Raw genomic sequence first — 25,660 nt, forward strand, 5'->3', positions numbered from 1 at the left:
CTGGTGATCTACGTCGCCACCGGCGGCGCCGCCCGGGAACCACGGCACGGCACCGCCGGTCAGCCTACCGGCGGCGGATCGGCACCGGACGGGTACGGCGATCGCGCCCGGACGTTCGGCGCCGGACCGGATCTGACAGGATCGGCCGTATGGACAACCTCCTCGTCATGTCGATCGTGATCGCCGTACTGGTGATCCTCGCGGTGGGCCTGACGGTCGGCGCGGTGGTGACCCGGCGTGGCCGCCGGGCGGCTCCGCCGCTGCCGCCGATTCCCCCGGCGCCGCCGGTGCCGCCGGTACCGCCGAGCGAGACGGCGGCCCCGCCGGCCGAGGCGCACGCGCCCCCGGTCGAGGCGCCCACGGCCCCGCCGGTCGAGGTACCGACGGTCGAGGCCCCGCCGGCTCCCGCGCCTCCGGTACGGGAGCGGCCGGAGCCGACCGCGGGCCGGATGGTCCGGTTGCGGGCCCGGTTGTCCCGGTCCCAGAACGTCTTCGGCAAGGGGCTGCTCAGCCTGCTCGCCCGCGACCACCTCGACGAGGACGTCTGGGAGGAGATCGAGGACAGCCTGATCGGCGCCGACGTCGGGGTGGAGGCGACCCGGGAGATCGTGGACCGGCTGCGGGAACGGGTCGCCGTGCTCGGCACCCGGACCGCCACCGAACTGCGTACCCTGCTCGCCGACGAGCTGGTCACCGTGCTCGACCCGAGCCTGGACCGGAGCCTGCGGGCGACCCGGGACGGTGGCACCCCGGCCGTGCTGCTGGTCGTCGGGGTGAACGGCGCCGGCAAGACCACCACCTGCGGCAAGGTCGCCCGGGTCCTGATCGCGGACGGTCGTACCGTGCTGCTGGGCGCCGCCGACACGTTCCGGGCCGCCGCCGCCGAGCAGCTCACCACCTGGGCCGGCCGGGTCGGCGCCGAGGTGGTCCGGGGCCCGGAGGGGGCCGACCCGGCGAGCGTCGCCTTCGACGCGGTCCAGCGCGGCATCGAGACGTCGGTCGACACGGTGCTGATCGACACCGCCGGCCGGCTGCAGAACAAGGTCGGCCTGATGGACGAGCTGGGCAAGATCAAGCGGGTGGTCTCCCGGCACGGGCCGGTGGACGAGACCCTGCTGGTGCTGGACGCCACCACCGGGCAGAACGGCCTGGAGCAGGCCCGGGTCTTCACCGAGGTGGTGGACGTCACCGGCGTCGTGCTGACCAAGCTCGACGGCACCGCCAAGGGCGGCATCGTGATCGCCGTACAGCGCAAGCTCGGCATCCCGGTCAAGCTGGTCGGCCTCGGCGAGGGCCCGGACGATCTCGCCCCCTTCGATCCGACCCAGTTCGTCGACGCGCTCCTCGGCACCGAGCCGCTTGGCGTCGACGCGTAGTCTCGGGGGACTCCACAAGCCACGCGCCGGCTCCGGGCCGGCGGGTGGCGAGTGAACACCCGCCCGCCCCGGGCGGGACCGTGGTCAGTGCACTTGCCGCTTCCTGCCGCCAGGCGGGACCGTGGTGGGTGGGAACCAGCGCCGCTCCTCGGGAGAGACGTACGTGACATCGCAGGAGATCCCGCTGCACGGCGGGAACGTCAGCACTGTCGTGCGGGTGGGCGACACGGTCCGGCGCAACGTCGGACCGTGGACGCCGTCGGTGCACGCCCTGCTGCGCCACCTCGAGTACGTCGGCTTCACCGGGTCGCCGCGCGCCCTGGGAATGGACTCCCGTAACCGGGAGGTGCTGTCGTACCTGGAGGGGGAGTGCGGGGAGTACCCGCTCGCCCCGCACTGGGTCACCGACGAGGCGCTGGTGACCGTCGCCACCATGCTGCGGATGTTCCACGACGCCCAGTACGGCTTCCAGCCGCCGCCGAACGCGGTGTGGCGCTCGTTCGGCCCGCCGCCGCCGGACACCGAGGTGATCTGTCACCACGACGCGGCGCCGCACAACGTGATCTGGCGTCCGGACGGCACCCTGGCGCTGATCGACTTCGACCTGGCCTCGCCCGGGGCGCGGATCTACGACGTGGCGTACGCGGCCTGGACCTGGGTGCCGCTCTTCTCCGACCGGGACTCCTACACGCTCGGCTGGAAACGGCCGAACCGGCCGCGTCGGCTGCGGCTGTTCGCCGACGCGTACGGGCTGATCCCCCGGGACCGGCACCGGCTGGTCCGGACCATCCGCAAGCGGATCGTCGACCACGTGGAGGGGATCCGCCGGATGGCGGCGGCCGGCGACCCGGCGTTCGTCCGGATCGTGCACAAGGGGCACCTGCGGCGGCCGATGCGGGACCTCCGACTGCTGGACTACGAGCGCCACACCCTGGAGTACGCGTTGCGGTGAGCCGCGTCGCTGTCCGTACATGAGTGGTGGACTATTCGGCTGGTATGCCCCTGTCCGTTCCACCGACAGTGCGGACTTCTTCACACGTTGGAAACAACCCGTCACCCGGAAGAAACCGAGCGGGCACCACGGGTGAAACAGCCACGCACGAAGCTTCCGCGCAACCGGCGTACGGGCGATGCTGCCTCGGTGGGCCGGGAAGGAGGGTAACCAACCTTAGGAGGCCAGCGTGCCTGAAGCACCGACCGTCCACCCCGGCAACACAGTATGGCTGCTGGTGTCGACGGCTCTCGTGTTGCTCATGACGCCCGGTCTGGCGCTGTTCTACGGCGGCCTGAACCGGTCCAAGGGCGTGCTCAACATGATGATGATGAGCTTCTCCGCGATCGGGCTCATCTCTGTTCTGTGGTGGTTCTACGGATTCAGCGTCGCGTTCGGTTCGGACGTGAACGGTTTCTGGGGCAACATTTCGCAGTACCTCGGCACCAAGACCTTCCTGGCCGAGACGGACCTCTGGGGCGCGACCGCGGAGAACCCGAGCGGGATCGGCGTTCCGCTCTACGTCTTCATGGCCTTCCAGATGGTCTTCGCGGTGATCACCGTCGCACTGATCAGTGGCGCCATCTCCGACCGGGCCAAGTTCGCCGGCTGGCTGCTCTTCGCCTTCGGCTGGGCCACCCTGGTCTACTTCCCGGTGGCGCACATGGTCTGGGGCGGCGGCCTGATCGGTGGCGGTGACGGCAACATCAAGGCGCTGGACTTCGCCGGTGGTACCGCCGTGCACATCAACGCCGGTGCCGCCGCGCTCGGCGTGGCGCTGGTGCTCGGCAAGCGGCTGGGCTGGCCCAAGGAGGTCATGAAGCCGCACAACATCCCGCTGGTCGCGCTCGGCGCCGGCCTGCTGTGGTTCGGCTGGTTCGGCTTCAACGCCGGTTCGGAACTCACCGTCGACTCGGTCGCCGGCCTGGCCTTCATCAACACCCAGCTCGCCACCGCCGCCGCGGTGCTGGGCTGGATCTTCGTCGAGTGGATCAAGGGTGGTAAGCCGACCCTGGTCGGCGCCTCCTCCGGCGCCGTCGCCGGTCTGGTCGCGATCACCCCGGCCTGTGGCTTCATCGCCCCCTGGGCCGCGGTCCTGCTCGGCCTGGTCGCCGGTGCGGTCTGCGCGCTCGCGGTCAGCCTCAAGTACAAGCTCGGCTACGACGACTCGCTCGACGTGGTCGGGGTGCACTTCGTCGGCGGCTGGATCGGCTCGCTCTGGCTCGGCCTCTTCGCCACCAACAGCGTGAACGCCGCCATCGGCGACGTGATCGGCGCCTCCGACGGGCTCTTCTACGGCGGCGGCGCGACCCAGCTCGGCCGGCAGGCCCTGGCGGGTCTGATCGTCACCGTCTGGTCCTTCGCCATCGCCTGGCTGCTGGCCTTCATCATCGAGAAGACCATCGGCTTCCGGGTGTCGAAGGAGGCCGAGGTTGACAGCATCGACATCGCGGAACACGCCGAGAGCGGCTACGACCTCTCCACGGCCTCCGGCAGCGGCGGCGCCTTCGCCATGGCCGGAATCGGTACCCCGAACAGCAGCACGCCGGCCGAGGAGCCGGCCGCTCCGGTCAGCGAGAAGGTCGCCGGTTAAGTTTCTCCGATGGAGGGGTTGGACATGAAGCTGGTGACTGCGGTCATCAAGCCGTACCAGCTGGACGCGGTGAAGGAGGCCCTGCACGCCCTCGGCGTGGCCGGCCTGACCGTCAGCGAGGTCCAGGGGTACGGACGGCAGAAGGGCCACACCGAGGTGTACCGGGGTGCCGAGTACACCGTGGAGTTCCTGCCGAAGATCCGGGTCGAGGTGCTGACCGACGAGATCGACGTCGACAAGGTGGTCGACGCGGTCGTGACGGCCGCCCGTACCGGCAAGATCGGTGACGGGAAGGTGTGGGTGACCGCCGTCGAGGACGTCATCCGGGTCCGTACCGGTGAACGCGGCCTCGACGCGCTGTAGGAGACCAACTCGATGAGCAGGGGACCCGCGCCGGTGACCGCCGGTCACGTCGACCCCCGGCCCCCGCTCATCGCCGGCATCGGCGCCGCCGCACGCGCACAGCGTGCGGCGGCGCTCGACGTCTGGCTGGCCGGGCTGCTGAACAAGGGACTCGCCGAGGCCGGTCCCGGCGCGGCCGGCACCACCGGCGATCACGGTGACCCCGCCGACGTACGCGGAATCGCCCTGGTCGCGGTCGGCGGCCTCGGCCGGCGGCAGTGCGCCCCCTGCGGCGACCTGGACCTGGTCCTGCTGCACGCCGGGGTGCCCGGAATGGACGAGCTGGCCGCCGCCCTCTGGTATCCGATCTGGGACGCCCGGCTCGGGCTCGACCACTCGGTACGGACCATCCCCGAGGCACTCTCCGTCGCCCACGACGACGTGAAGGTCGCGCTCGGGCTGCTCGACGCCCGGTACGTCGCCGGCGACCGGGCACTCGCCGACCAGCTCGTCACCGCCGCCGCCGACCAGTGGCGGCGCACCGCCGTCCGGGTGCTGCCCAGGCTGCGGGAGATCACCACGACCCGCTGGTCGGCCCACGGCGAGCTGGCGTTCCTGCTGGAGGGGGACCTCAAGGAGGCCGCCGGCGGACTACGGGACGTCGGGCTGCTCCGGGCGATCTCCTTCGCCGGGATCAGCGACGCGCTCCGCCCGGCGGTCCGGGCCGCCCACGTACGTCTGCTGGACACCCGCGACGCGCTGCACCAGTCGGTCGGCCGACGAGTAGACCGGCTGCTCGCCCAGGAGCGGGCTGCGGTCGCGGCCCTGCTCGGACTCCGCCAGCCGTCCGGCCCGTCGTCACCCGGCGGAGCCGGCCCGTCGTCAGCCGGGGGTGGCCAGCTGTCGTCGTCCGGCGGCGACGTCGACCCCACCAGCGGCGACGGGGACGCGCTGCTGCGCCGGGTCGCCGGCGACGCCCGGACCGTCAGCCACGCCCTCGACGACGCCTTCCGGGCCGCCGACCGGCTGCGCTCCGGCCGCCGTCGCGGCGCCGACGGCCGGCCGCTGCGCCGCCCGGTCGCCCGGGACGTCGTCGAACAGGACGGCGAACTGGTCCTCGCCCGGACCGCCATCGGCGCCCGCCCCGACCCGAGCCTGTCGCTGCGGGTCGCCGCCGCGGCCGCCAGCGCCCGACTGCCGATCGCCCGGGCCACCTGCGAGTGGCTCGCCGCGTACTGCCCGCCGCTGCCGACCCCCTGGCCCCCGGCGGCCCGCGCCGCGCTGATCACCCTGCTCGGCGCCGGTGCCGGGCTGGTGCCCACCTGGGAAACCTGCGACCGGTACGGGCTGGTTGCCGGCTGGCTGCCGGAGTGGACCCGGATGCGCAGCCTGCCCCAGCACAATCCGGTGCACCGGTACACGCTCGACCGGCACCTGGTGCAGGCCGCCGCCGAGGCGACCGCGTACGCCCGGGAGGTGGACCGGCCCGACCTGCTGCTGCTCGCCGCCTTCCTGCACGACGTCGGCAAGGGCCTCGACGGCGACGGGACCGAGGCAGGTCCGGGCCGGTCGGAACAGCCCGCCGTTCCGGCGGACCACAGCCTGGTCGGTGCCCCGATCGCGGCCCGGATCGCCGCCCGGATCGGGCTGCCGCCGCCCGAGGTGGAGCTGATCGGAAAACTGGTCCGGCTGCACCTGCTGCTGCCGGAGGTGGCGACCCGACGGGACATCGGCGACCCGGTGACCATCACCGGGGTCGCCGAGGCGGTGCAGGACACCACCACCCTGGGCCTGTTGCACGCCCTGGCCCGGGCCGACGCGCGGGCGACCGGGCCGGCCGCCTGGTCGGACTGGAAGGCCCGGCTGATCGCCGAACTCGTCCGCCGGGTGCACACCCGGCTCGACACCGGTCTGCTCCCCGAGCCGCCGGTGCCGGATCCGGCGCTGGTGGCGGGACCGCTGCCCGCCGTACACCTGGAGGGGGACCGGGTGGCGGTGGCCGCCGCCGACCGGAAGGGGCTGCTCGCCGCGGTCGCCGGGTGCCTGGCCCTGCACCGGCTGGAGGTGCTGGCCGCCGACGCGTCGATGGTCGAGGACCGCGCCCTGGTCGAGTTCCTCGTCCAACCCCGGTACGGCACTCCGCCGGATCCGGTGGCGCTCGCCGCCGACCTGCGCCGGGCGGTCACCGGCGACATCTCGGTGACCCAGCGGCTGCGGGGGCGTGCCCTCGCCGCCCGGGGCGGCGGTTCCCCGCCCCGGGTGGTCTGGCACCGGGCCGCCGCCACCGACGCGGTGGTCCTGGAACTGCGGGCCGCCGACTCCGGTGGCCTGCTCTACCGGGTCACCACCGCCCTCGACGAGGCCGGTGCCCAGGTCCGGGCGGCCCGGATCTCCACGCTCGGCGGTGACGTGGTCGACGCGTTCTACCTGGTCGGTAGCTGGCCCGACCAGGCCGAGCGGGACCGGGTCGAGGCTGCCGTCCTGGCCGCCGCCGGTTGACCGCGGTCCTGGCCGCCGATCAGCCGCCGCCGGTTGACCGCCGTGGGTCAGCCGGCGGTCTGTCCGGGGACGTGCGCCGCCCGTCACTGACCGTGGGCGTTGCCGGATCGGCGTGCCTATGATCCGACGGTGTTCGATTCGCGGCATATCAGGACCTTCCACGAGGTGGTCCGGACCAGGTCGTACTCGGCGGCCGCGCAGGCCCTCGGCTACACCCAGCCGGCGATCAGCCAGCAGATGAAGGCCCTGGAACGCGAGGTCGGCACGCCGCTGTTCACCCGGGTCGGCCGGCGGCTGCGGCTGACCGAGGCGGGGGAGACGCTGGCCCGGCACACCGAGACCATCCTCGGCAGCATGACGGTCGCCCGACAGCAGATGGCCGCGATCGCCCGACTCCGTACCGGGCTGGTCCGGGTCTGCGCCTTCCCGAGCGCGAACGCCACGCTGGTCCCCGAGGCGATGGCGCTGCTGGCCGGCCGGCACCCGGGGATCCGGGTGGAACTGCTCGAGGACGAGCCGCCCGACTCGCTGCGTCGGGTGGTCCAGGGCGAGAGCGACCTGACGTTGGCCTTCACCTATCCCGGGCTGCAGGAGGAGGTGCCCGAGGAGCTGGTCGAGGTGCCGCTGCTGGAGGACCAGCTCACCGTCCTGCTGCCGGCCGGGCACCCGATGGCCCGGCGCCGGGCGGTCGCGCTCGCCGACCTGGCCGAGGAGCGCTGGATCGCCGGCTGTCTGCGCTGCCGGACCAACTTCCTGCACGAGTGCGCCCAGCTCGGCTTCACCCCCGACATCGTGTTCACCACGGACGACAACCTCGCCGTGCAGTCACTGGTCGCCCAGGGCCTCGGCGTGGCGATGATGCCCGGGCTCACCCTCTCCTTCCTGCGCCGGGACAAGGTCCGGGGCCGACCACTGGCACCGGCCTCGACCCGCCAGGTCTCCGCGTACGTCCTCCGGGAGCACCTGCGCATCCCGGCGACCGCCCGGGTGCTGGAGGCGCTGGCGACGGTGGCCGGCCGGCGTACCGGCCGCCCGGACTGAGCGGGTCGGCGCTGCGGACCTGACCCGCGGAGCCGGTCTGCGAGCCCCGATCCATAAGCGCTTGTTTGGGTCAGGCGAAGAAACTGTTGTTGGACGTGATGGGTCGGTCGGGGTCAGGCTGGCGTCATGAGCACCTCGGCCGTCACCCCTACCGTCACCGTCAGTACGCCCCGCCTCGCCCGGCTGGCCGAGGAGGTACGCGACGTGGTGGACCGGGGACTGCCGCCGGACCTGACCGCGTACCTGGTGGGGGAGCGGCTCGCCCCGCACCTGGGCGCGACCGACCTGCTCACCCCGGCCCAGTGCGAGGGTGATCTGGACCACTACCGACAGCACCTGCTGCACGCGGAGCGTGACGGCAGCTTCTCGATCGTCGCGCTCGTCTGGCTGCCCGGCCAGCGCACCGCCATCCACGACCACGTCGCCTGGTGTGTCACCGGCGTGCACCAGGGGGAGGAGCACGAGCGGCGGTACCGGCTGGTCTCCGACGGCAGCCGGGCGCGGCTCGTCGCCACCCAGGACGTGGTCAACAAGCAGGGCGAGGTGTGCGGCTTCGCCCCGCCCGGCGACATCCACCGGGTCTGGAACGGCGGCACCGGTACGGCGATCTCCCTGCACATCTACGGCGCGGACATCTCCCGTCTCGGGTCGAGCGTCCGCCGGGTGTACGAGCAGCGGACCGACGAGTCGTGATCCGGCGCACGGGTGGCCGGACGACCCTGACCACGGCGGCCCGTCGCGAGTCCCGCCGGGGCGCCCGGCGCGCACCCACCGTTGCCGGAGCACCGCACGGTGCCGGTGCCCGCCCGGCCGGTGGCACCGGTGTGGCGCTTCACGAGGACGTACGCGTCGGCGCCGGCACGCAGGACGTGCCACCGGGACCGGTCGGCACCCGGGTCACCGCCCCGGCCCGGCCCAATCGCCTCGCCGTGCTGCCCGGGCTGCTGGCCGCCGGCTTTGGCGCCGCCACGGCCTGGGCCGTGCACCGGGTGCTGCCCGCCGTGCCGACGCTGACCGTGGCCATGGTGCTCGGCATCGCGGCGGCGCACCTGCCCGGGATCCGGGAGCGGGTACGCGGCGTGGCCCGCCTGGGACTGAGTCTTGCGGCGAAACGGCTGATGCGGATCGGCATCGTGCTGCTCGGGCTGAAGTTGAGCGTGCAGGACGTACGCGAACTGGGTTGGCCGACGACGCTGATGGTGTTCGCGGTGGTCGCCGCGACCTTCGGCGGCACCTGGTGGTTGGGGCGGAGGATCGGGTTGCGCGGTGACCAGCCGTTGCTGATCGCGGCCGGGTACTCGATCTGCGGTGCCTCGGCGATCGGCGCGGTCAGCGCGGCGACCGGCAGTGACGAGGAGGACGCCGCCGCCTCGGTCGCGCTGGTCACCCTCTGCGGCACGCTGGCCGTCGCGGTGCTGCCGCTGTTGCAGCATCCGCTGGGCCTGGACGACGTGCAGTTCGGCCGCTGGGCCGGGGCGAGCGTGCACGACGTGGGGCAGGTGGTCGCCACCGCCCAGTCCGCCGGGTCGGCGGCGCTCGGCGACGCGGTGCTGGTGAAGCTGATGCGGGTGGCGCTGCTCGCGCCGCTGGTCGCCGTGGTGGTGCTCGGGCTGGGCCGGCGGTGTGCGGCGGCCGGCGCGGACGGGCCGGTACGCCGGCCGTCGGTGGTGCCGCTGTTCGTCGTCGGTTTCCTCACCATGATCGCCCTGCGCAGCACCGGCTGGTTGCCGGAGAGCCTGCTCGCCGGGACCGCCCTGCTCCAGGAGATCCTGCTCGCGGCGGCGCTGTTCGCGCTCGGCAGCGCGGTGCACCTGCCGACGCTGGCGCGTACCGGGGGGCGGGCCGCCGCCCTGGGGCTCAGCGCGTGGGTGGTGGTCGCCGGCGTGTCGTACGCCGGCGTGCTGGTGACCACCTGAGTCGAGCCCGGCAGTCGGCCGGAGGGGGCGACCGGACGGAAGCAGCCCCCGGGTCGCCGATGCGACGGCCGGGTGCCGAACGCCGATGTGGCGCCGTGGCGGTCGGGAGGCGGGGACGGGTCAGCGCCGGGGCAGCCCCCGGGCGACCAGTTCGGTCGGGACCAGCACGTCGCGGGGCGCGTCACGGTCGCCCCGGATACGTCGGAACAGCAGCTCGGCGGCGGTACGCGCGAGCGTGTGGGTGTCGTACGCGATCACCGTGAGCGGGTACGGCAGCAGTCGGGCCGAGTCGAAGTCGTCGAAGCCCAGCAGGGTGGCGTCGCTGTCCCGCCGGTGCAGTTCCTCCACCGCGCCGAGTGAGATCCGGTTGTTGAGGCTGAAGAAGGCGGTCGGCGGGTCGGGCTGGTCGAGCAGTTCCGCGACGACCCGGGCGGCGGTGGCCGGGTCCCGGATCCCGTCCCGGACCAGCAGTGGGTCGTCCGCCGCACCGGCCTCGGTCAACGCGTCCCGGGCACCGGCCAGCCGTTCCCGCATGGTGTAGACGCTTGTCGAGTCGAGCAGGACCGCGATCCGGCGGTGACCGTCCGCGGTCAGTCGCCGGACGCCGGCCCGGGCGCCGCCGCGGTTGTCCAGCAGGACCGTGTCGGCCCGCAGCCCGCCCGCCGGCCGGTCCAGGAAGACCGCCGGGGTGCCGAGTTCCACCTCACCGGCCAGGAAGGTGTGGTCCTCGCCGGCAGGTACGACGAGCAGCCCGTCGACCCGTCGGGCGCAGAGGTCGCGTAGCAGCTGCTGTTCCCGGGCCGGGTCCTCCTCGGAGCTGGCGATGATGAGCATGGTGTCGTGGTCGGCGGCGACCTCGGCGACCGCGCCGGCGATGGTGGCGTAGAACGGGTTGGCGATCTCCTCGATGAGCAGCCCGATGGTGGCGGTGGCCTGGCCGGAGCGCAGCGTGCTGGCCAGGTGGTTGCGTCGGAAGCCGAGTTCGGCGACGGCGGCGAGGACCCGTTCGACCAGCTCCGGCTGCACGTAGGGCGCGTTGTTGACGACCCGCGAGACGGTCTTCACGCTGACCCCGGCCCGGGCGGCCACGTCCACCATGGTGGGGCGCCGGGTACGGCCGGGCGTGCTGGTCACGCGCAGCACCCTACCGTCCGGCCGGGAAACCCGGAGATCACGCGTCGGAAACGGAAGCTTGACACAAACGATCACGGTGGCGAGTATCTGACAACGTTGTCAGACCTCGGGAGGCATGATGTCCGAGTCGCCGTCCGTATCGCGGCGCACCCTTCTGTCCACGGGCGCCACGCTGCTCGCCTCGTTCGGCGTGACCGCGGTCCTGCCGGACGTCGCCCGCGCCGCGTCCGTCCGACCGGCCGACACGCCACCCACGCCCGACCTCGCGGTGTACCGGCCGGTGGCCGTCTCGTCGACGGACTACGCGCCGACGCCCGGATCGTTCGCCGTGGACGGACTCCCACAGTCCGGCGTACGCGGCAGCGGCTGGCGGGCCGCACCCGGCGATCCACAGTGGATCTCGGTCGACCTCCAGGCCCCGTGCCGGATCGAGGCGGTCACCCTGGTCTTCGAGGCCACCCTCGCCGACGGGCCCTTCGACGGGGACTACACCCACACCGACGGGGACGAGATCCTCTCCAGCGTCGCGGTCGCGTACCGGCTCGAGGTCTCCTCCGACGGGCAGACCTGGCGGTCGGTCCACGAAACCACCGACGGCCAGGGCGGCACCGAGACCGTCCGGCTCCCCGAACCGGTCACCGCCCGGTTCGTCCGGCTCACCGCCACCAAGCGGTCCAACAGCAACCCGGTCGGCCTCAACGGCTTCCAGGTCTACGGCACCCCGCTCGGCCACCGGCCGCCGGCGAAGGGCTGGACGAGCTGGGCGGGAGGCAACACCCGACCCGCGCCCGAACTGCGGGTCGCCGCCGACGGCACCGTGCCCCTGGAGTCCGGCTGGGCGCTGACCATGGACGACTTCGCCGGCACCGCCGACGGCGCGGCGCTGTCCGGGCCCGGGGTGGACGTCCGCGACTGGCTGCCGGCGACCGTACCGGGGACGGTGCTCGGCACCCTGGTCGAGCGGGGACACCTGCCCGACCCGGTCAGCGGCTTCCACAACATGCGGATCCCGGAGGCGCTGTCCCGGCACTCCTGGTGGTACCGGCGGGTGCTGCGGCTGCCGCGCGGACTGGACACCTCGCCCGGCCGGCGGGTCTGGCTCGAGTTCGACGGCATCAACCACGAGGCCACCATCTGGGTCAACGGCACCGAGGTGGGCACCGTCACACACCCCTTCGCCCGGGCCGCCCTCGACATCACCGCCGCGCTGGCCGGGCGGACCGAGCACGTCGTCGCGGTGCGGGTCACCCCGATGCCGCACCCGGGCACCCCGGGCGACAAGGGCACCGACGGGCGCACCTTCCTCCAGTCGGCGCGGCACTACCTCGACGCGCCGACGTACCTGGCGGTCTCCGGCTGGGACTGGATGCCGGCCGTCCGGGACCGGGTCACCGGCCTCTGGGACCACGTCCGGCTGCGCAGCACCGGCGCCGTGGTGGTCGGCGATCCGTACGTCCGGACCACCCTGCCGGACCTGCCGGCCACCGACACCGCCGAGGTGACCGTCGCCGTACCGGTGCGCAACGCGGCCGACACCGCGACCACGGTGACCGTACGCGCGCAGTTCGGCAAGGTCCGGCTCGACCGGACGGTGACCGTCGCCGCCGGCGCGACCGAGACCGTGACCTTCGCCCCGGACCGCTTCCCGGCGCTGCGGCTGCGCGACCCGAAGCTGTGGTGGCCCAACGGCTACGGCGAGCCCCACCTGTACGACCTGGCGGTCACCGCCACCGTCGGCGGCCGGCTCAGCGACCGGCGGGAGGTCCGGTTCGGCATCCGCGAGTTCGGCTACGACTGGCACCAGCCGGTGCTGGTCTCCCCGCCCGGCACGCCCCCGCTGGAGTTCGTCGACGGGGCCGCCACCCAGACCGTCACCTTCGCCCGCCAGCACGCCCAGTACGTCCGCATCCAGGCCGGCCAGCGGGCGACCGACTGGGGCGTCTCGATGTGGTCGCTGTCGGTGGCCGACGGCGACGGCGGCGCCGACCTGGCCCGGGGCCGGACCGCCACCGCCTCCTCGTCCGAGCACGACGGCAACGGACCCGGCAACGCCGTCGACGGCGACCCGGGCACCCGGTGGGCCTCGAAGTACGAGGACAACCAGTGGATCCAGGTCGACCTCGACGAGCCGACCGCGTTCGACCGGGTCACCGTGGTCTGGGAGCAGGCGTACGCGCTCGACTACCGGGTCCAGGTCTCCGCCGACGGCGACGACTGGACCGACGTCACGGCGGTCAGCAACGAGACCCCGCTGGGCAACCGGGCCACCCAGGTCGAGACCTTCCCCAGTCAGACCGCCCGCTACCTGCGTATCCAGGCCGGAACCCGGGCCACCTCCTGGGGCGTGTCGATGTGGACGCTCTCGGTCGGGCGGCAGGCCGAGCCGGATCTCGACCTGGCCCGGGGCCGGACCGCCACCGCGTCGTCGGCGGACAGCGACTCGACCGGGCCGGAGCGGGCCGTGGACGGCAACCCGCGTACCAGGTGGGCCTCGAAGCACGAGGACAACCAGTGGATCCAGGTCGACCTCGACGAGCCGACCGCGTTCGACCAGGTCACCATCGTCTGGGAGCAGGCGTACGCCCGCGAGTACGTCATCCAGGTCTCGACCGACGGGGACACCTGGACCGACGTGAAGTCCGTGAGCAACAAGATCACCGAGTTGAAGATCAGTGTCAACGGGGTGCCGGTCTTCGCCCGGGGCGGCAACTGGGGCTGGGACGAGCTGCTGCGCCGGGTGCTGCCCGACCGGCTCGCCGACACGGTCGAGATGCACCGCGACATGAACTTCACAATGATCCGCAACTGGCTCGGCAGCAGCAATCGGGAGGAGTTGTACCGGGCCTGCGACGAGCAGGGCATCCTGGTCTGGAACGACTTCTGGCAGGCCGGCCAGTTCCTGCCCGACCCGCCCGGCTACGTCGACATCGCCGCCGACACCATCCGGCGCTACCGCCACCACCCGTGCATCGTGGTCTGGTGCGGGGCGAACGAGGGGGACCCGCCGCCGATCGTCAACGCCGGGCTCGAGCGGGCCGTCGACACCGAGCACCCGGAGATCCTCTACATCCCCAACTCGGCGGCCGGCATCGTCAGTGGACGTGGCCCGTACCACTGGGTCGACCCGGCGACGTACGTCGACCGGACCGTCTACGAGGCGGACTCGTTCGGCTTCCACACCGAGATCGGCATGCCGGTCGTCCCGGTCGTGGAGAGCATGCGCAACCTGGTCGGTGACGAGCCGGAGTGGCCGCCGGGCGTGGTCTGGAACCACCACGACTGGTCGACGGTCGGCAACCAGCGGGTCGGCACCTACCACGAGGCGATCGACGCCCGGCTCGGCGGCTCCGGCTCGCTGGCGGAGTTCGCCACCCGGGCGCAGTTCGTCAACTACGAGAACCACCGCGCCATGTTCGAGGCGTGGAACGCCAACCTGTGGCAGGACGCCACCGGGCTGCTGCTCTGGATGTCCCACCCGGCGTGGCACAGCACGGTCTGGCAGACGTACGACTACGACCTCGACGTGAACGGCGCCTACTACGGTGCCCGCAAGGGCTGCGAGCCGTTGCACGTCCAGGCCGACCCCGGCACCTGGTTGGTGCGGGTGGTCAACCACACCGCCGCGCCACTGTCCGGGGCCACCGTCACCGCCCGCCGGTACGACCTCGCCGGCCGGCCGCTGGGCACGCCCCAGCGGCAGCGGGTGGACGTCGCCCGCTCGGCGACCACCGCCGCGTTCACCGTGCCGGCGCCGGCCGGGGCCGGACTGCACCTGGTCCGGCTGGAACTGCGGGACGGCCGGGACCGGCTGCTCTCGGAGAACACCTACTGGCGGTACGGCCGGGCCGAGGAGATGCGGGTGCTCAACAGCCTGCCCCGGACCCGGCTGGAGGTGAGCACCGGTGGCGTACGCGCCTCCGCCGGGCGCGACACGGTCCGCGCGACCGTCCGCAACCGGGGCGACGCGGTCGCCGCGCTGGTCCGGCTGGCGGTCCGCGACGCGCACGGCGACCGGGTCCTCCCGGCCCGGTACGACGACAACTACTTCTGGCTGCTGCCGGGGGAGACGCGGCAGGTGGCGGTCTCCTGGCGGTCCCGGCCGGAGGTGTCGCGCGGTGTCCGGGTGACGGCCGAGGCGTACAACTCGGCCGGCTGACGCCGGGGACGGCACCTGCCGGGCGGGTCGGTCGGGAAGGGCCGGCCCGCCCGGTGCGGTCGTCGGGTCGGTCGGGAAGGGCCAACCCATCCGGTGCCCTCGCCGGGCCGCGAGGTTCGTGGCCCGGCTGCTGGTCGCCGCCGGTCGTCGGTGGGCGGCCGCAGGTGGTTGGGCTGGCCGCGTCGGATGGGGCGGCCGGCTACCCTTGCGGTGGCCGGACACACGTGTCCCGGTCACGTCCTGCTCGGATAAATACGACAAACGGGATGTTGCGCCGTGTTTGACACTTTGAGTGACCGTCTTTCCGGGATCTTCACGAAGCTGCGGGGCAAGGGTCGGCTCACCGACGCCGACATCGACGCCACCGCCCGGGAGATCCGGCTGGCGCTGCTGGAGGCCGACGTCGCCCTGCCGGTGGTGAAGGCCTTCATCGCCAACGTGAAGGAGCGGGCCCGGGGTGCCGAGGTCTCCCAGGCGCTGAACCCGGCCCAGCAGGTCATCAAGATCGTCCACGAGGAACTCGTCGGCGTGCTCGGCGGCGAGGGCCGCCGGCTGCAGTTCGCCAAGCAGCCGCCCACCGTGATCATGCTCGCCGGCCTCCAGGGCTCCGGTAAGACGACGCTGGCCGGCAAGCTGGCCGGCTGGCTCAAGGGCCAGGGGCACCAGCCGCTGCTCGTCGCGGCCGACCTGCAGCGTCCCAACGCGGTCAACCAGCTCCAGGTGCTCGGCGGCCGGGCCGGGGTCGAGGTCTTCGCCCCGGAACCGGGCAACGGCGTCGGCGACCCGGTCCAGGTGGCCCGGGCCTCGATCGACCACGCCAGGCGGGCCGCCCGGGACATCGTCATCGTCGACACCGCCGGCCGGCTCGGCATCGACGCCGAGATGATGGCGCAGGCCGCCAACATCCGGGACGCGGTCGACCCGGACGAGGTCATCTTCGTCATCGACGCGATGGTCGGCCAGGACGCGGTCCGCACCGCCGAGGCGTTCCGCGACGGTGTCGGGATCACCGGTGTGGTCCTCTCCAAGCTCGACGGCGACGCCCGCGGTGGTGCCGCGCTCTCCGTACGGCAGGTCACCGGGCAGCCGATCCTCTTCGCCTCCACCGGTGAGAAGCTCACCGACTTCGACGTCTTCCACCCGGACCGGATGGCCAGCCGGATCCTCGGCATGGGCGACGTGCTGACCCTGATCGAGCAGGCGGAACAGGCGTTCGACGCCGATCAGAAAGAAAAGATGACCGCCAAGCTGATGGGCGGCGAGCAGTTCACCCTGGAGGACTTCCTCGACCAGCTCATCGCGGTACGGCGGATGGGGCCGATCGCCAACGTACTGGCGATGATGCCCGGAATGGGACAGATGAAGGACCAGCTGGCCGAGCTGGACGACAAGCACTTCGACCGGGTCACCGCGATCATCAGGTCGATGACCCCGGGCGAGCGGACCAACCCGAAGATCATCAACGGTTCCCGGCGGGCCCGGATCGCCAACGGCTCCGGGGTCACCGTGATGGACGTCAACCAGCTGCTCAACCGCTTCGCCGAGGCGCAGAAGATGATGAAGCAGATGGGCGGCATGATGGGCCTGCCCGGCGGCCGGCGCAAGGCGACCAAGTCACCGAAGAACAAGCGCAAGGGCACCAAGGGCGGCGGCCGGCCCCGGGTCGGCGGGCCGGCCGGTGGCTTCCCGGGCGGCATGCCGCAGCTGCCGCCGGGGCTGGACCCGAACGCGCTGGCCGGCGGCCAGGGCCTGCCGCCCGGCTTCAAGCTGCCGAAGCTCGACTTCAACAAGCTCACCAGGCGGGACGACAAGGACCGCTGACGCGCCGCAGGAGGCAGTGGGTCGCGGAGATCCACCGGACGTGATCCGGTAGGAATGTCCCCATGGCGCTGCACGTACGGGGAGTCGTCCTCCCTGACGACGAGGTCCGGGACCTGTGGCTGGTCGGGGACCGGGTCACCTTCACCCCGGTCCCCGGGGCGCAGACCGTCGCCGACCGGGGCTTCGTCCTGCCCGGTCTGGTCGACGCGCACTGCCACCCGGGCATCGCCCCGGGCGCGGTGCCGATCACCTCACTGGACCAGGCCCGCCACCTCGCCACCATCGACCGGGACGCCGGGGTGCTGGCGATCCGGGACGCCGGCTCGCCGTACCCGTACCCGGAGCTGGAGGACGAGCCGGACCTGCCCCGGCTGGCCCGCGCCGGTCGGCACATCGCGTCGCCCCGGCGCTACCTGCGGGGTATCGCCGTGGAGGTGGAGTCCGCCGACGTCCGGGCCACGGTGACCGAGCAGGCCCGGGCCGGGAACGGCTGGGTCAAGCTGGTCGGTGACTGGCTCGACCGGACCGCCGGTGACCTGGCACCGTCCTGGGACCCGGAGACCATGGCCGCCGCGGTCGAGGCCGCGCACGCCGCCGGGGCCCGGGCCGCCGTGCACACCTTCTCCGAGTCGGCCGTCGCGACGATGGTCCGGGCCGGGGTCGACTCGGTGGAGCACGGCACCGGGCTCAGCGTCGACCTGCTCGACGAGATGGCCCGGCGGGGGACCGCGCTGGTGCCCACGATGATCAACATCGAGACCATCTTCGGCGGGATCGCCGACCAGGCCCGGGAGAAGTTCCCCGGCTACGCCGCGCACATGCTCACCCTGCGGGACACCTTCCCCGCACTGGTCGGGGCGGCGTACGAGGCCGGGGTGCCGATCTACGTCGGCACCGACGCGGGCGGCGGCATCGACCACGGGCTGGCCGCCCGGGAGATGCTGCTGCTGCACGAGCGCGCCGGCATGTCGACCGTCGACGTCTTGGCCGCCGCCTCGTGGCGGGCCCGGGAGTGGCTCGGCTTCCCCGGACTGGTCGAGGGCGGCCTCGCCGACCTGGTGGTCTACGACGCCGACCCCCGGGCCGACCTGCGGGTGGTCCAGGCACCCCGACGGATCGTGCTGCGCGGCCGGGTGGTCCGCTGACCTCCAGGTGGTCGGCGCCACCGGGCCGGCTGGTGCGCCGGCCCCCGACCGGGCGGTCCGCTGGTGTCCCCGGCTGGGCGTGGCGTGGCGCTCAGCTCACCACCAGCAGGTAGTTCGCCTCCACCCAGAAGCCGTGTCCGTCGTCGCCGCCGAAGACGAGCCGGTATCTGCCCGGCGCCAGCGGAGCGAGCTGACCCCACAGCCCCCAGCAGCTCACCCGCATGGTGGGCGGCAGCCCGGTCACCGGATTGCCGAGCCGACCCCGGACCAGGAACGTCTCCGGGGTGCCGACCGGCCGCAGCGGAACCTCCTCGTCGTCGAGGTGGGCGTGGCCGGTGGCCTGCTCCATCACCGGAACGTCACCTGGTTCGACCCGGGACTGCCAGACGTTGAACGCCGGGAAGAAGATCGGGCGGCCGGCGGGCACCTGACAGCGGCGGGTCACCGCGCCGCCGAACGTACCGGCGAGGAACCAGACGTCCTCCGGTTGTCCGACGCCGGCGAACTCGCCGGTCGGGTCGGCGATCGGGGACTCCCGCTGCGACGAGTCGGCGACCCAGCGGACCCAACGGGCGACGAGTCCTTCCGGGGACATCGGGTCGTACGGCAGCGCCAGCGGCCGCGGTTCAGGTGAGCGGCCGAACAGACGGGCAAGCAGAGACATGCGCGGGATGGTAGCGGGACCGTCCCACCGGGTTCGCCCCGGCGACACCGCCGCAGCGCCGAGGCCTAAGATTGGCCCTCATGGCACGCGTGCTCACTCCCCGGGCGGAGGATTTCCCCCGCTGGTACCAGGACCTGATCGCCAAGGCGCAGCTCGCCGACAACGGGCCGGTGCGGGGGACCATGGTCATCCGACCGGCCGGCTACGCCATCTGGGAACGGATGCAGGCCGAGATGGACGCCCGGATCAAGACCGCCGGGGCGGAGAACGCGTACTTCCCGCTCTTCATCCCGGAGAGCTACCTGCGCCGGGAGGCGCAGCACGTCGAGGGCTTCTCCCCGGAGCTGGCCGTGGTCACCCACGGTGGCGGCAAGCAGCTCGCCGAGCCGGTGGTGGTCCGGCCGACCAGTGAGACGGTGATCGGCGAGTTCATGGCCAAGTGGGTCGACTCGTACCGCGACCTGCCGCTGCTGCTCAACCAGTGGGCGAACGTGGTCCGCTGGGAGCTGCGGCCCCGGATCTTCCTCCGGACCAGCGAGTTCCTCTGGCAGGAGGGGCACACCGCGCACGCCGACGAGGCCGACGCCCGGGCGTACGCCCGGAGGATCCTGCACGAGGTCTACGAGGACTTCATGGTCGGAGTGCTCGGCATCCCGGTGCTGACCGGCCTGAAGACCGCCCGGGAGCGGTTCGCCGGTGCGATCCGCACCTACACCCTCGAAGGCATGATGGGCGACGGCAAGGCGCTGCAGATGGGTACCTCGCACGAGCTCGGGCAGAACTTCGCCAAGGCCTTCGACATCACCTACACCTCGGCCGAGCGCAGCGTCGAGCACGCCTGGACCACCTCGTGGGGCAGCTCCACCCGGATGCTCGGCGGTCTGATCATGTGCCACGGCGACGACAACGGGCTGCGGGTGCCGCCCCGGCTGGCGCCGGTGCAGGCGTACGTCATGGTCGTCAAGTCCGGTGACGGGGTGACCGAGGCCGCGGTCAAGCTCCGCGACGCGCTGCGCGACGCCGGCGTGCGGGTCGGTCTCGACGACCGGGTCGACACCCCGTTCGGCCGCCGGGCCGTCGACGCCGAGCTCAAGGGCTATCCGGTACGTATCGAGGTCGGCCCCCGCGACCTCGCCGCCGGCAACGCGGTGCTGGTCCGCCGCACTGACGGCTCGAAGACCCCGGTCCCGGTCGCCGACGTGGTCTCGGCGGTGCTCGCCGCCCTCGACGCCGACCAGCAGGCGCTCTACGACGAGGCGCTGCAGATGCGGGAGTCCCGGACCGTCGACGTGACGACCCTGGACGAGGCGATCGAGGCGGCGGCGAACGGCTGGGCCCGGGTGCCGTGGTCGGTGGTCGGCGTCGAGGGCGAGGCGAAGGCGAACGCCCAGGGCGTCACCGTCCGCTGCCTGCGCCGGGCCGACGGCTCGGTGCCGGACTCGGAGGACGAGCCAGAGTTGGTCGCCATCGTCGCCCGTTCCTACTGACGTGGTCGAGCCTGGCAGGCCGGCCGGCGCCGTCAGCCCGGTCGACGTGGCGGCCGGCCCGCGGTTCGCCCGGGGTCGGGTGGTGCTGCACCGCAACGTCCGGCACGGTCGGATCGGCTGGGTCCGACCCGGCCGGGTGGTCAGTGACGACGACCGTGGCCTGCTGCTCTGGGTCGCCCGGGACACCCCGGTGGCGCACGAGGTCACCGAGGACGGCCGGGGCATGCGGGCGATGACGTTCGCCGAGTGGTTGACCCACTCGTACCGTCTCAAGGTCAGCCCCTGGAACGGCCCGCCGGTGCTGAAGTTCCTGCCCACCGGCGCCAACCACTCGGTCTGGCTCTTCCGCACCGGGGACGGCCGGTTCGCCAACTGGTACGTCAACCTCGAGGAGCACGGCATCCGCTGGGACGACGGCGAGGTGGCCGGCGTCGACATGGTGGACCAGGACCTCGACGTGGTGGTACGCCCCGACCTGAGCTGGTCCTGGAAGGACGAGGACGAGTTCGCCGAGCGGCTGGCGATCCCGGAGCACTACTGGGTGCCGGACCCGGCGGCGGTACGCGCCGAGGGGGAACGGGTGATCAAGCTGGCCGAGGCCGGCGAGTTCCCGTTCGACGGCACCTGGACGGACTTCGTCCCCGACCCCGACTGGTCGACCCCGACCCTGCCGCCCGGCTGGGATCGCCCGCCGGTCCGCTGACCCCGCGATCCTTCCCTCACCGTCCGTAGGGTTTGTCGGGGGAGTCCTCCCACTCGAGCCGGACCGGATCGGCGGGACTGGTGGGACGGGCAGGTCGGCTGGCCCTGGGCGGCGGGGTGGCCGCGATCGCCGCCCCGGGTTCAGGCGCCGGTGGTCAACGGCCGGTTGTCCTGGCGGGCGGGGGCGTAGGGGCGGCAGGAGGCGCGGATGACCAGCTCGGTGGGGAGCCGGATGTGCGTGTCGCGTTCGACTCCGCCGATCAGGTCGATGAGCAGGCGGAGTGCCTCGGCGCCCATCCGCTGCAGCGGCTGCATGATCGTCGTCAGTGGCGGATTGACCAGCGCCGATTCCGGAACGTTGTCGAAACCGATCACGGACAGGTCGTCGGGCACGGCGAGACCGAGGCTCCGGGCGACGTTGAGCGTGGAGATCGCGGAGAGGTCGTTCCCCGCGAAGACCGCGGACGGGCGGTCGGGAAGGGTGAGCAGTTCCGCGGCCGTACCGGCGGCGCTCTCGATCCGGAACCCACCGGTACGGACCAGCCGCTCGTCCACCGCGATGCCGGCGTCGGCCATGGCCTGGCGGAAACCGGCCTCGCGCAGACGTGCCGACTCGAGGTCGGCGCGCCCGCTGATGTGTCCGATGCGGCGGTGCCCGAGCGACAACAGGTAGTTGGTCGCGAGCATGGCGCCGGCGAAGTTGTCCGAGTCGACGGTGGGCAGGCCGGACGGGCCGGTGTGCGGGTCGACGGCGACCACGTGGAAACCCTGCTTGGTCTCGACGACGGTCGGCGTGACGATCACGGCCCCGTCGATCAGCGTTCCGGAGAGCCGGGCGAGCGAGCGCCGTTCCCAGCCGATGGCGCCGCGTTCGCCGTCGCCCCCCGAGTACGCCAGCAGTTGGTAGCCGGTGCCGGTGACCGCGCGGGAGGCCCCTTTGAGTAGTTCGGTGGAGAACGGCTCGAATTCGGCGACCAGGATGCCCAGCACGTTGGTGCGGTGGCTGCGCAGGCTCTGTGCGCCGAGGCTGGCTTCGTACCCGAGTTGGTGGATAACCTGCTGGACACGTTCGACGGTGGCCTGCGCGACCCCGTACCGACCATTCACCACTTTGGATACAGTCGCCACCGAGACGCCGGCCGTACGGGCCACGTCCGACATCTTGACACGCTGCGGAAACGCCACGTCGATGATGATAGAGGGCTTGTGACGCCCCCTGACAGCGGAGTCGAAAACGTTATCGACAACGGTTGACACCGAGTTACGGGGCTGTAAAACTCGCCGTTCGAAGCTGAGTACCGCGACTGACTAGTCGAGGAGACAATCGATGGCGATGAAGCGCCGCGCGGGAACAGTCCTAGCGCTGCTTACGACCAGCGCACTCCTTGCTGCCGGATGTAGCGGCGGTGAAAGCGAAGCGCCCAATGAGGACGAACTCTACAAGAACCCGGTGACCCTGACCTGGTGGCACAACGCCTCCCAGGACGGGCCCGGCAAGACCTACTGGGAGAAGGTCGCCAAGGACTTCTCCGCGCTCCACCCGACCGTCACGATCCAGATCGAGGCGATCGAGACCAACCAGCTTCAGCGCACCCGGCTCCCTGCCGCCCTCCTCACCACCGATCCGCCGGACATCTTCCAGGCCTGGGGCGGCGGCGAGATGCGCGAGCAGGTGGAGGCCGACTACCTCAAGGACATCACCGACCAGGTCAAGACCGAGGTTGCCAACATCAGCCCGTCGGTGGCCGAGATCTGGGCGGTGGACGGCAAGCAGTACGGCCTGCCGTACAAGATGGGCATCGAAGGCTTCTGGTACAACAAGGAGATGTTCGCGCAGGCGGGCATCGCCGCTCCGCCGACCACCTTCGACGAACTCAACGCCGCGGTCACCAAGCTCAAGGCGATCAACGTCATCCCGATCGCCCTCGGTGCCGGTGACAAATGGCCCGCCGCGCACTGGTGGTACAACTTCGCGCTGCGCGCCTGCTCGGTCGACACCCTGAAGAAGGCCTCCACCGAGAGGGTCTTCGACGACCCCTGCTTCGTCAAGGCCGGCGCGGACCTGAAGGCCTTCATCGACACCACGCCGTTCCAGAACAACTTCATCGCCACCCCGGGCCAGAACGACCCGACCAGCGCCAACGGTCTGCTCGCCAACGGCAAGGCCGCGATGGAGCTGATGGGCGACTGGAACAAGGGCACCCTGGAGACCGTCGCGGAGGACAAGTCGGCCCTCGCGAAGTTCCTGGGCTGGTTCCCCGTGCCGGCGATCGCCGGTTCGGCGGGCGACCCGAAGGCTGCCCTCGGTGGTGGCGACGGATTCGCCTGCGCCAAGAACGCCCCGGCCGAGTGCGTCGAGTTCCTCAAGTACATCGTCAGCCCCGAGGTGCAGAAGGGCTACGCCGCGCTCAACATCGGGCTGCCCGTGATCAAGGGCTCGGACGCCGACATCGTGGACCCCGCCCTGAAGTCGGTCCTGGAGGCCACCGCCAACGCCACCTACGTGCAGCTCTGGCTGGACACGGCGTTCGGTAGCACCGTCGGTGCCGCGATGAACGACGGGATCGTCGCCATCTTCGCCGGTAGCGGCAGCCCGCAGCAGGTCGTCGACGCGATGAAGGCGGCCGCACGCAAGTGACCACCAACCCAACCCTGAACCCCGCCGGCGGCGCGTCCGCGCCGCCGGCGGGACTTCGGCCCGGCCGGAGGCCGTCCTCCCGCAGCGCCGACAAGCGACGCAAGTGGTACGAGATCATCGGGCTCACGACGCCGGCGATCGTCGTCTACGTGATGTTCGTGCTCGTGCCGATGGGCTTCGCGGTCTACTACAGCCTCTTCCGCTGGCGCGGGGTCGGGCCGCCCACCGAGTTCGTCGGCCTCGACAACTACTTCCTCGCCTTCGAGGACCCGATCTTCCTCGACGCGCTGCGCAACAACGCCATCATCGTCTTCGGGTCACTGCTGATCCAGGGCCCCATCGCGCTGGGCGTGGCCCTGCTGCTCAACCGACGCTTCCGCGGGCGGACCGTGTTCCGGCTGCTGGTCTTCGTGCCGTACGTGCTCGCCGAAGTCACCGTCGGCATCATGTGGAAGCTGATCCTGACCGACGGTGGGACGGTCGACGCGCTGCTGCGGTCACTGGGACTGGGCAGCCTGGTCCAGGCGTGGCTCGCCGACCTCGACATCGTCATCTGGACGCTGATGTTCGTCCTCACCTGGAAGTACGTCGGCTTCGCCATCATCCTCCTGCTCGCCGGCCTGTCGAACGTGCCGCACGAGCTGACCGAGGCCGCCGCGATCGACGGTGCGAGCTGGTGGCAGGTCCAGCGGCACATCACGCTGCCGCTGCTCGGCCCGACGATCCGGATCTGGATGTTCCTGTCGATGATCGGCTCGCTGCAGGTCTTCGACGTGATCTGGGTGACCTCGGTACCGGCGGTGCGATCGCTCGGCGCGTCCGCCACCATGGCGACCTACATGGTGGACAACGGCTTCTTCGCCCGGCTCTGGGGCTACGGCAACGCGGTGGCCGTGATCCTGTTTGCCATCTCCTTCGTCGCGGCGCTGCTGTTCCAGCGTTTCCTCCTCCGTCGCGACATCGAGGGTGCCATCACCAGCAGAAGGGTGAAATGACCGTGGCCGCGAACGGTGTCCTCCGCCCACCGCCCAAGCGCCGCCCGGTGTCCTGGGGCAATCCGCTCACCTACGCGTTGGCGCTCGCGGTCGCGGCGGTGTCGATCGCCCCGGTGGTCTACGTGATCATCGGTGGCTTCCGGACCACCCCGTCGATCGTGGCGAACCCGGCAGGGCTGCCCGACCCGTGGGTCTGGGACAACTACATCCGGGTGCTGACGCAGAGCGACTTCTGGGGGCAGGCGTTCAACAGCGCGGTGATCTCCCTGGGTACGACGCTCGGCGTGGTGGTGCTCGGTGTCTGTGCGGCGTTCGTGCTCGCCCGGTACACCTTCCGGGGGCGCGAGGCGCTCTACACCTTCTTCACGCTCGGCCTGCTCTTCCCGGCCGGAGCGGCGATCCTGCCGCTCTACCTCATGTTGCGCGACCTGAACCTGGTCAACTCGTACTACGCGGTGATCCTTCCGCAGGTCGCCTTCGCGTTGCCGCTCACCATCGTGATCCTGCGTCCGTTCCTCGCCGCCATTCCGCGCGAACTGGAGGACGCCGCCGCGATCGACGGCACGGGCCGGCTCGGTTTCCTCTGGCTCATCGTGCTGCCGCTGTCGAGGCCCGCGCTCGTCACGGTCGGGATCTTGGCGTTCGTGGCGAGTTGGAACGCGTTCCTGCTGCCGCTGCTGGTGCTCAGCGACGCCAGCCTGCACACCCTGCCGCTGGGAGTCCAGAACTTCTCGAGCCAGTACACCTCCGACACGGCGGGCATCCTCGCCTTCACGTCCCTGGCGATGCTGCCGGCACTGCTCTTCTTCACCTTCGCCGAGAAGCAGATCGTGGGTGGCCTGCAGGGTGCGGTCAAGGGCTGACCGGTAGCGGTGGGTACTGACCGCCGGCCCGGCGGGCACCGACCGAGGATCGCGGGGTACGGACCCGGTGGCATCGCCGGGTCCGCCCCCGCGCCCGGCGCCCGGCGGTGCGGGCTCCGGCCCCGACCCCGGCTGCGGTCGGCGGCGCCGGGCCCCGCCCCGTGGGGGACCAGGGGTCATGATCGTCGTGATCGCCCTGGCGGGGTACGGGCGATTTCGCCGGCCGATGTGAGATTCCCCGACCGGGTCTGGCACAATGGGTCGCTGGTATCCGGCTGCACGTTCGGCGCCCTCTA

The 25,660-nt window shown here is 72.0% G+C and carries 18 protein-coding genes and 1 pseudogene; 16 read left to right on the forward strand and 3 right to left on the reverse strand.

Translation table 11 applies throughout. From position 1 onward, the window contains the following. Nucleotides 1–149: 149 nt before the first annotated feature. From ftsY to ABGB05_RS14680, 8 genes and pseudogenes are all read left to right on the forward strand, one after another. Nucleotides 150–1,376 carry a signal recognition particle-docking protein FtsY gene (gene ftsY, locus ABGB05_RS14645; protein ID WP_347653829.1) on the forward strand — a complete coding sequence of 409 codons (1,227 nt, stop codon included), beginning with the start codon at nt 150–152 and terminating at the stop codon, nt 1,374–1,376. Nucleotides 1,377–1,497: 121 nt separating this feature from the next. Next, complete coding sequence (locus ABGB05_RS14650; protein WP_347653830.1) at nt 1,498–2,328, forward strand: aminoglycoside phosphotransferase family protein; 831 nt, start codon at nt 1,498–1,500, stop codon at nt 2,326–2,328. A 229-nt stretch (nt 2,329–2,557) separates the two neighbouring features. Beyond that, nucleotides 2,558–3,961, forward strand: a complete 1,404-nt coding sequence (locus tag ABGB05_RS14655) for an ammonium transporter (RefSeq protein ID WP_347653831.1) — start codon at nt 2,558–2,560, stop codon at nt 3,959–3,961. A gap of 24 nt (nt 3,962–3,985) precedes the next feature. Next, complete coding sequence (locus tag ABGB05_RS14660; RefSeq protein WP_331216035.1) at nt 3,986–4,324, forward strand: P-II family nitrogen regulator; 339 nt, start codon at nt 3,986–3,988, stop codon at nt 4,322–4,324. Between the two features lie 75 nt (nt 4,325–4,399). After that, nucleotides 4,400–6,802, forward strand: a pseudogene (locus ABGB05_RS14665) ([protein-PII] uridylyltransferase); the annotation flags it as partial. Nucleotides 6,803–6,931: 129 nt separating this feature from the next. Next, nucleotides 6,932–7,843 (forward strand): LysR substrate-binding domain-containing protein, encoded by a 912-nt coding sequence (locus ABGB05_RS14670; protein WP_347653832.1) that lies wholly within the window; start codon nt 6,932–6,934, stop codon nt 7,841–7,843. A 126-nt stretch (nt 7,844–7,969) separates the two neighbouring features. After that, nucleotides 7,970–8,536, forward strand: coding sequence for a cysteine dioxygenase family protein (locus ABGB05_RS14675; protein ID WP_347653833.1), 567 nt, complete (start codon nt 7,970–7,972; stop codon nt 8,534–8,536). Next, a complete protein-coding gene (locus tag ABGB05_RS14680; protein WP_347653834.1) occupies nt 8,533–9,759 on the forward strand; it encodes a putative sulfate exporter family transporter in 1,227 nt (408 codons plus the stop codon). Before ABGB05_RS14675 ends, ABGB05_RS14680 begins: the two co-directional genes overlap by 4 nt. A gap of 120 nt (nt 9,760–9,879) precedes the next feature. Here the strand turns inward: ABGB05_RS14680 and ABGB05_RS14685 are convergent, their stop codons facing one another. Continuing rightward, nucleotides 9,880–10,902: a LacI family DNA-binding transcriptional regulator gene (locus ABGB05_RS14685; protein WP_347653835.1), complete on the reverse strand. Its 1,023-nt coding sequence runs from the start codon at nt 10,900–10,902 to the stop codon at nt 9,880–9,882. Between the two features lie 109 nt (nt 10,903–11,011). Here ABGB05_RS14685 and ABGB05_RS14690 point away from each other — a divergent pair, with 109 nt between their 5' ends. The 3 genes from ABGB05_RS14690 to ABGB05_RS14700 all read left to right on the forward strand — a co-directional run bounded on the left by ABGB05_RS14690 (nt 11,012) and on the right by ABGB05_RS14700 (nt 18,015). Then, nucleotides 11,012–15,049, forward strand: coding sequence for a discoidin domain-containing protein (locus ABGB05_RS14690; protein ID WP_347653836.1), 4,038 nt, complete (start codon nt 11,012–11,014; stop codon nt 15,047–15,049). A gap of 276 nt (nt 15,050–15,325) precedes the next feature. Beyond that, nucleotides 15,326–16,870 (forward strand): signal recognition particle protein, encoded by a 1,545-nt coding sequence (ffh, locus tag ABGB05_RS14695; RefSeq protein ID WP_347653837.1) that lies wholly within the window; start codon nt 15,326–15,328, stop codon nt 16,868–16,870. Nucleotides 16,871–16,932: 62 nt separating this feature from the next. Continuing rightward, on the forward strand, nt 16,933–18,015 hold the full coding sequence (locus tag ABGB05_RS14700) for an amidohydrolase family protein (protein ID WP_347653838.1): 1,083 nt from the start codon (nt 16,933–16,935) through the stop codon (nt 18,013–18,015). Nucleotides 18,016–18,106: 91 nt separating this feature from the next. Here the strand turns inward: ABGB05_RS14700 and ABGB05_RS14705 are convergent, their stop codons facing one another. Next, the gene (locus ABGB05_RS14705; protein WP_347653839.1) at nt 18,107–18,679 is read right to left on the reverse strand and encodes a hypothetical protein; all 573 of its coding nucleotides are present in this window, start codon (nt 18,677–18,679) and stop codon (nt 18,107–18,109) included. An 80-nt stretch (nt 18,680–18,759) separates the two neighbouring features. On the opposite strand from ABGB05_RS14705, the gene proS reads away from it, so the two are divergent. Together proS and ABGB05_RS14715 are read left to right on the forward strand one after the other, a co-directional pair. Continuing rightward, a complete protein-coding gene (gene proS, locus ABGB05_RS14710; RefSeq protein ID WP_347653840.1) occupies nt 18,760–20,166 on the forward strand; it encodes a proline--tRNA ligase in 1,407 nt (468 codons plus the stop codon). A gap of 46 nt (nt 20,167–20,212) precedes the next feature. Beyond that, nucleotides 20,213–20,869 (forward strand): DUF402 domain-containing protein, encoded by a 657-nt coding sequence (locus tag ABGB05_RS14715; RefSeq protein ID WP_347653911.1) that lies wholly within the window; start codon nt 20,213–20,215, stop codon nt 20,867–20,869. 140 nt (nt 20,870–21,009) lie between these two features. Here the strand turns inward: ABGB05_RS14715 and ABGB05_RS14720 are convergent, their stop codons facing one another. Further along, complete coding sequence (locus ABGB05_RS14720; protein ID WP_347653841.1) at nt 21,010–22,053, reverse strand: LacI family DNA-binding transcriptional regulator; 1,044 nt, start codon at nt 22,051–22,053, stop codon at nt 21,010–21,012. A 142-nt stretch (nt 22,054–22,195) separates the two neighbouring features. On the opposite strand from ABGB05_RS14720, the gene ABGB05_RS14725 reads away from it, so the two are divergent. The 3 genes from ABGB05_RS14725 to ABGB05_RS14735 are packed head-to-tail and all read left to right on the forward strand — an operon-like array spanning nt 22,196 to nt 25,364. Next, nucleotides 22,196–23,506 (forward strand): extracellular solute-binding protein, encoded by a 1,311-nt coding sequence (locus ABGB05_RS14725; protein ID WP_347653842.1) that lies wholly within the window; start codon nt 22,196–22,198, stop codon nt 23,504–23,506. Further along, nucleotides 23,503–24,501, forward strand: coding sequence for a sugar ABC transporter permease (locus ABGB05_RS14730; protein WP_347653843.1), 999 nt, complete (start codon nt 23,503–23,505; stop codon nt 24,499–24,501). Before ABGB05_RS14725 ends, ABGB05_RS14730 begins: the two co-directional genes overlap by 4 nt. Continuing rightward, nucleotides 24,498–25,364 (forward strand): carbohydrate ABC transporter permease, encoded by an 867-nt coding sequence (locus ABGB05_RS14735; protein WP_347653844.1) that lies wholly within the window; start codon nt 24,498–24,500, stop codon nt 25,362–25,364. Before ABGB05_RS14730 ends, ABGB05_RS14735 begins: the two co-directional genes overlap by 4 nt. Nucleotides 25,365–25,660 lie beyond the last annotated feature (296 nt).

The sequence above is a fragment of the Plantactinospora sp. B5E13 genome (genome assembly GCF_039871775.1).
Classification (GTDB): Bacteria; Actinomycetota; Actinomycetes; order Mycobacteriales; family Micromonosporaceae; genus Plantactinospora.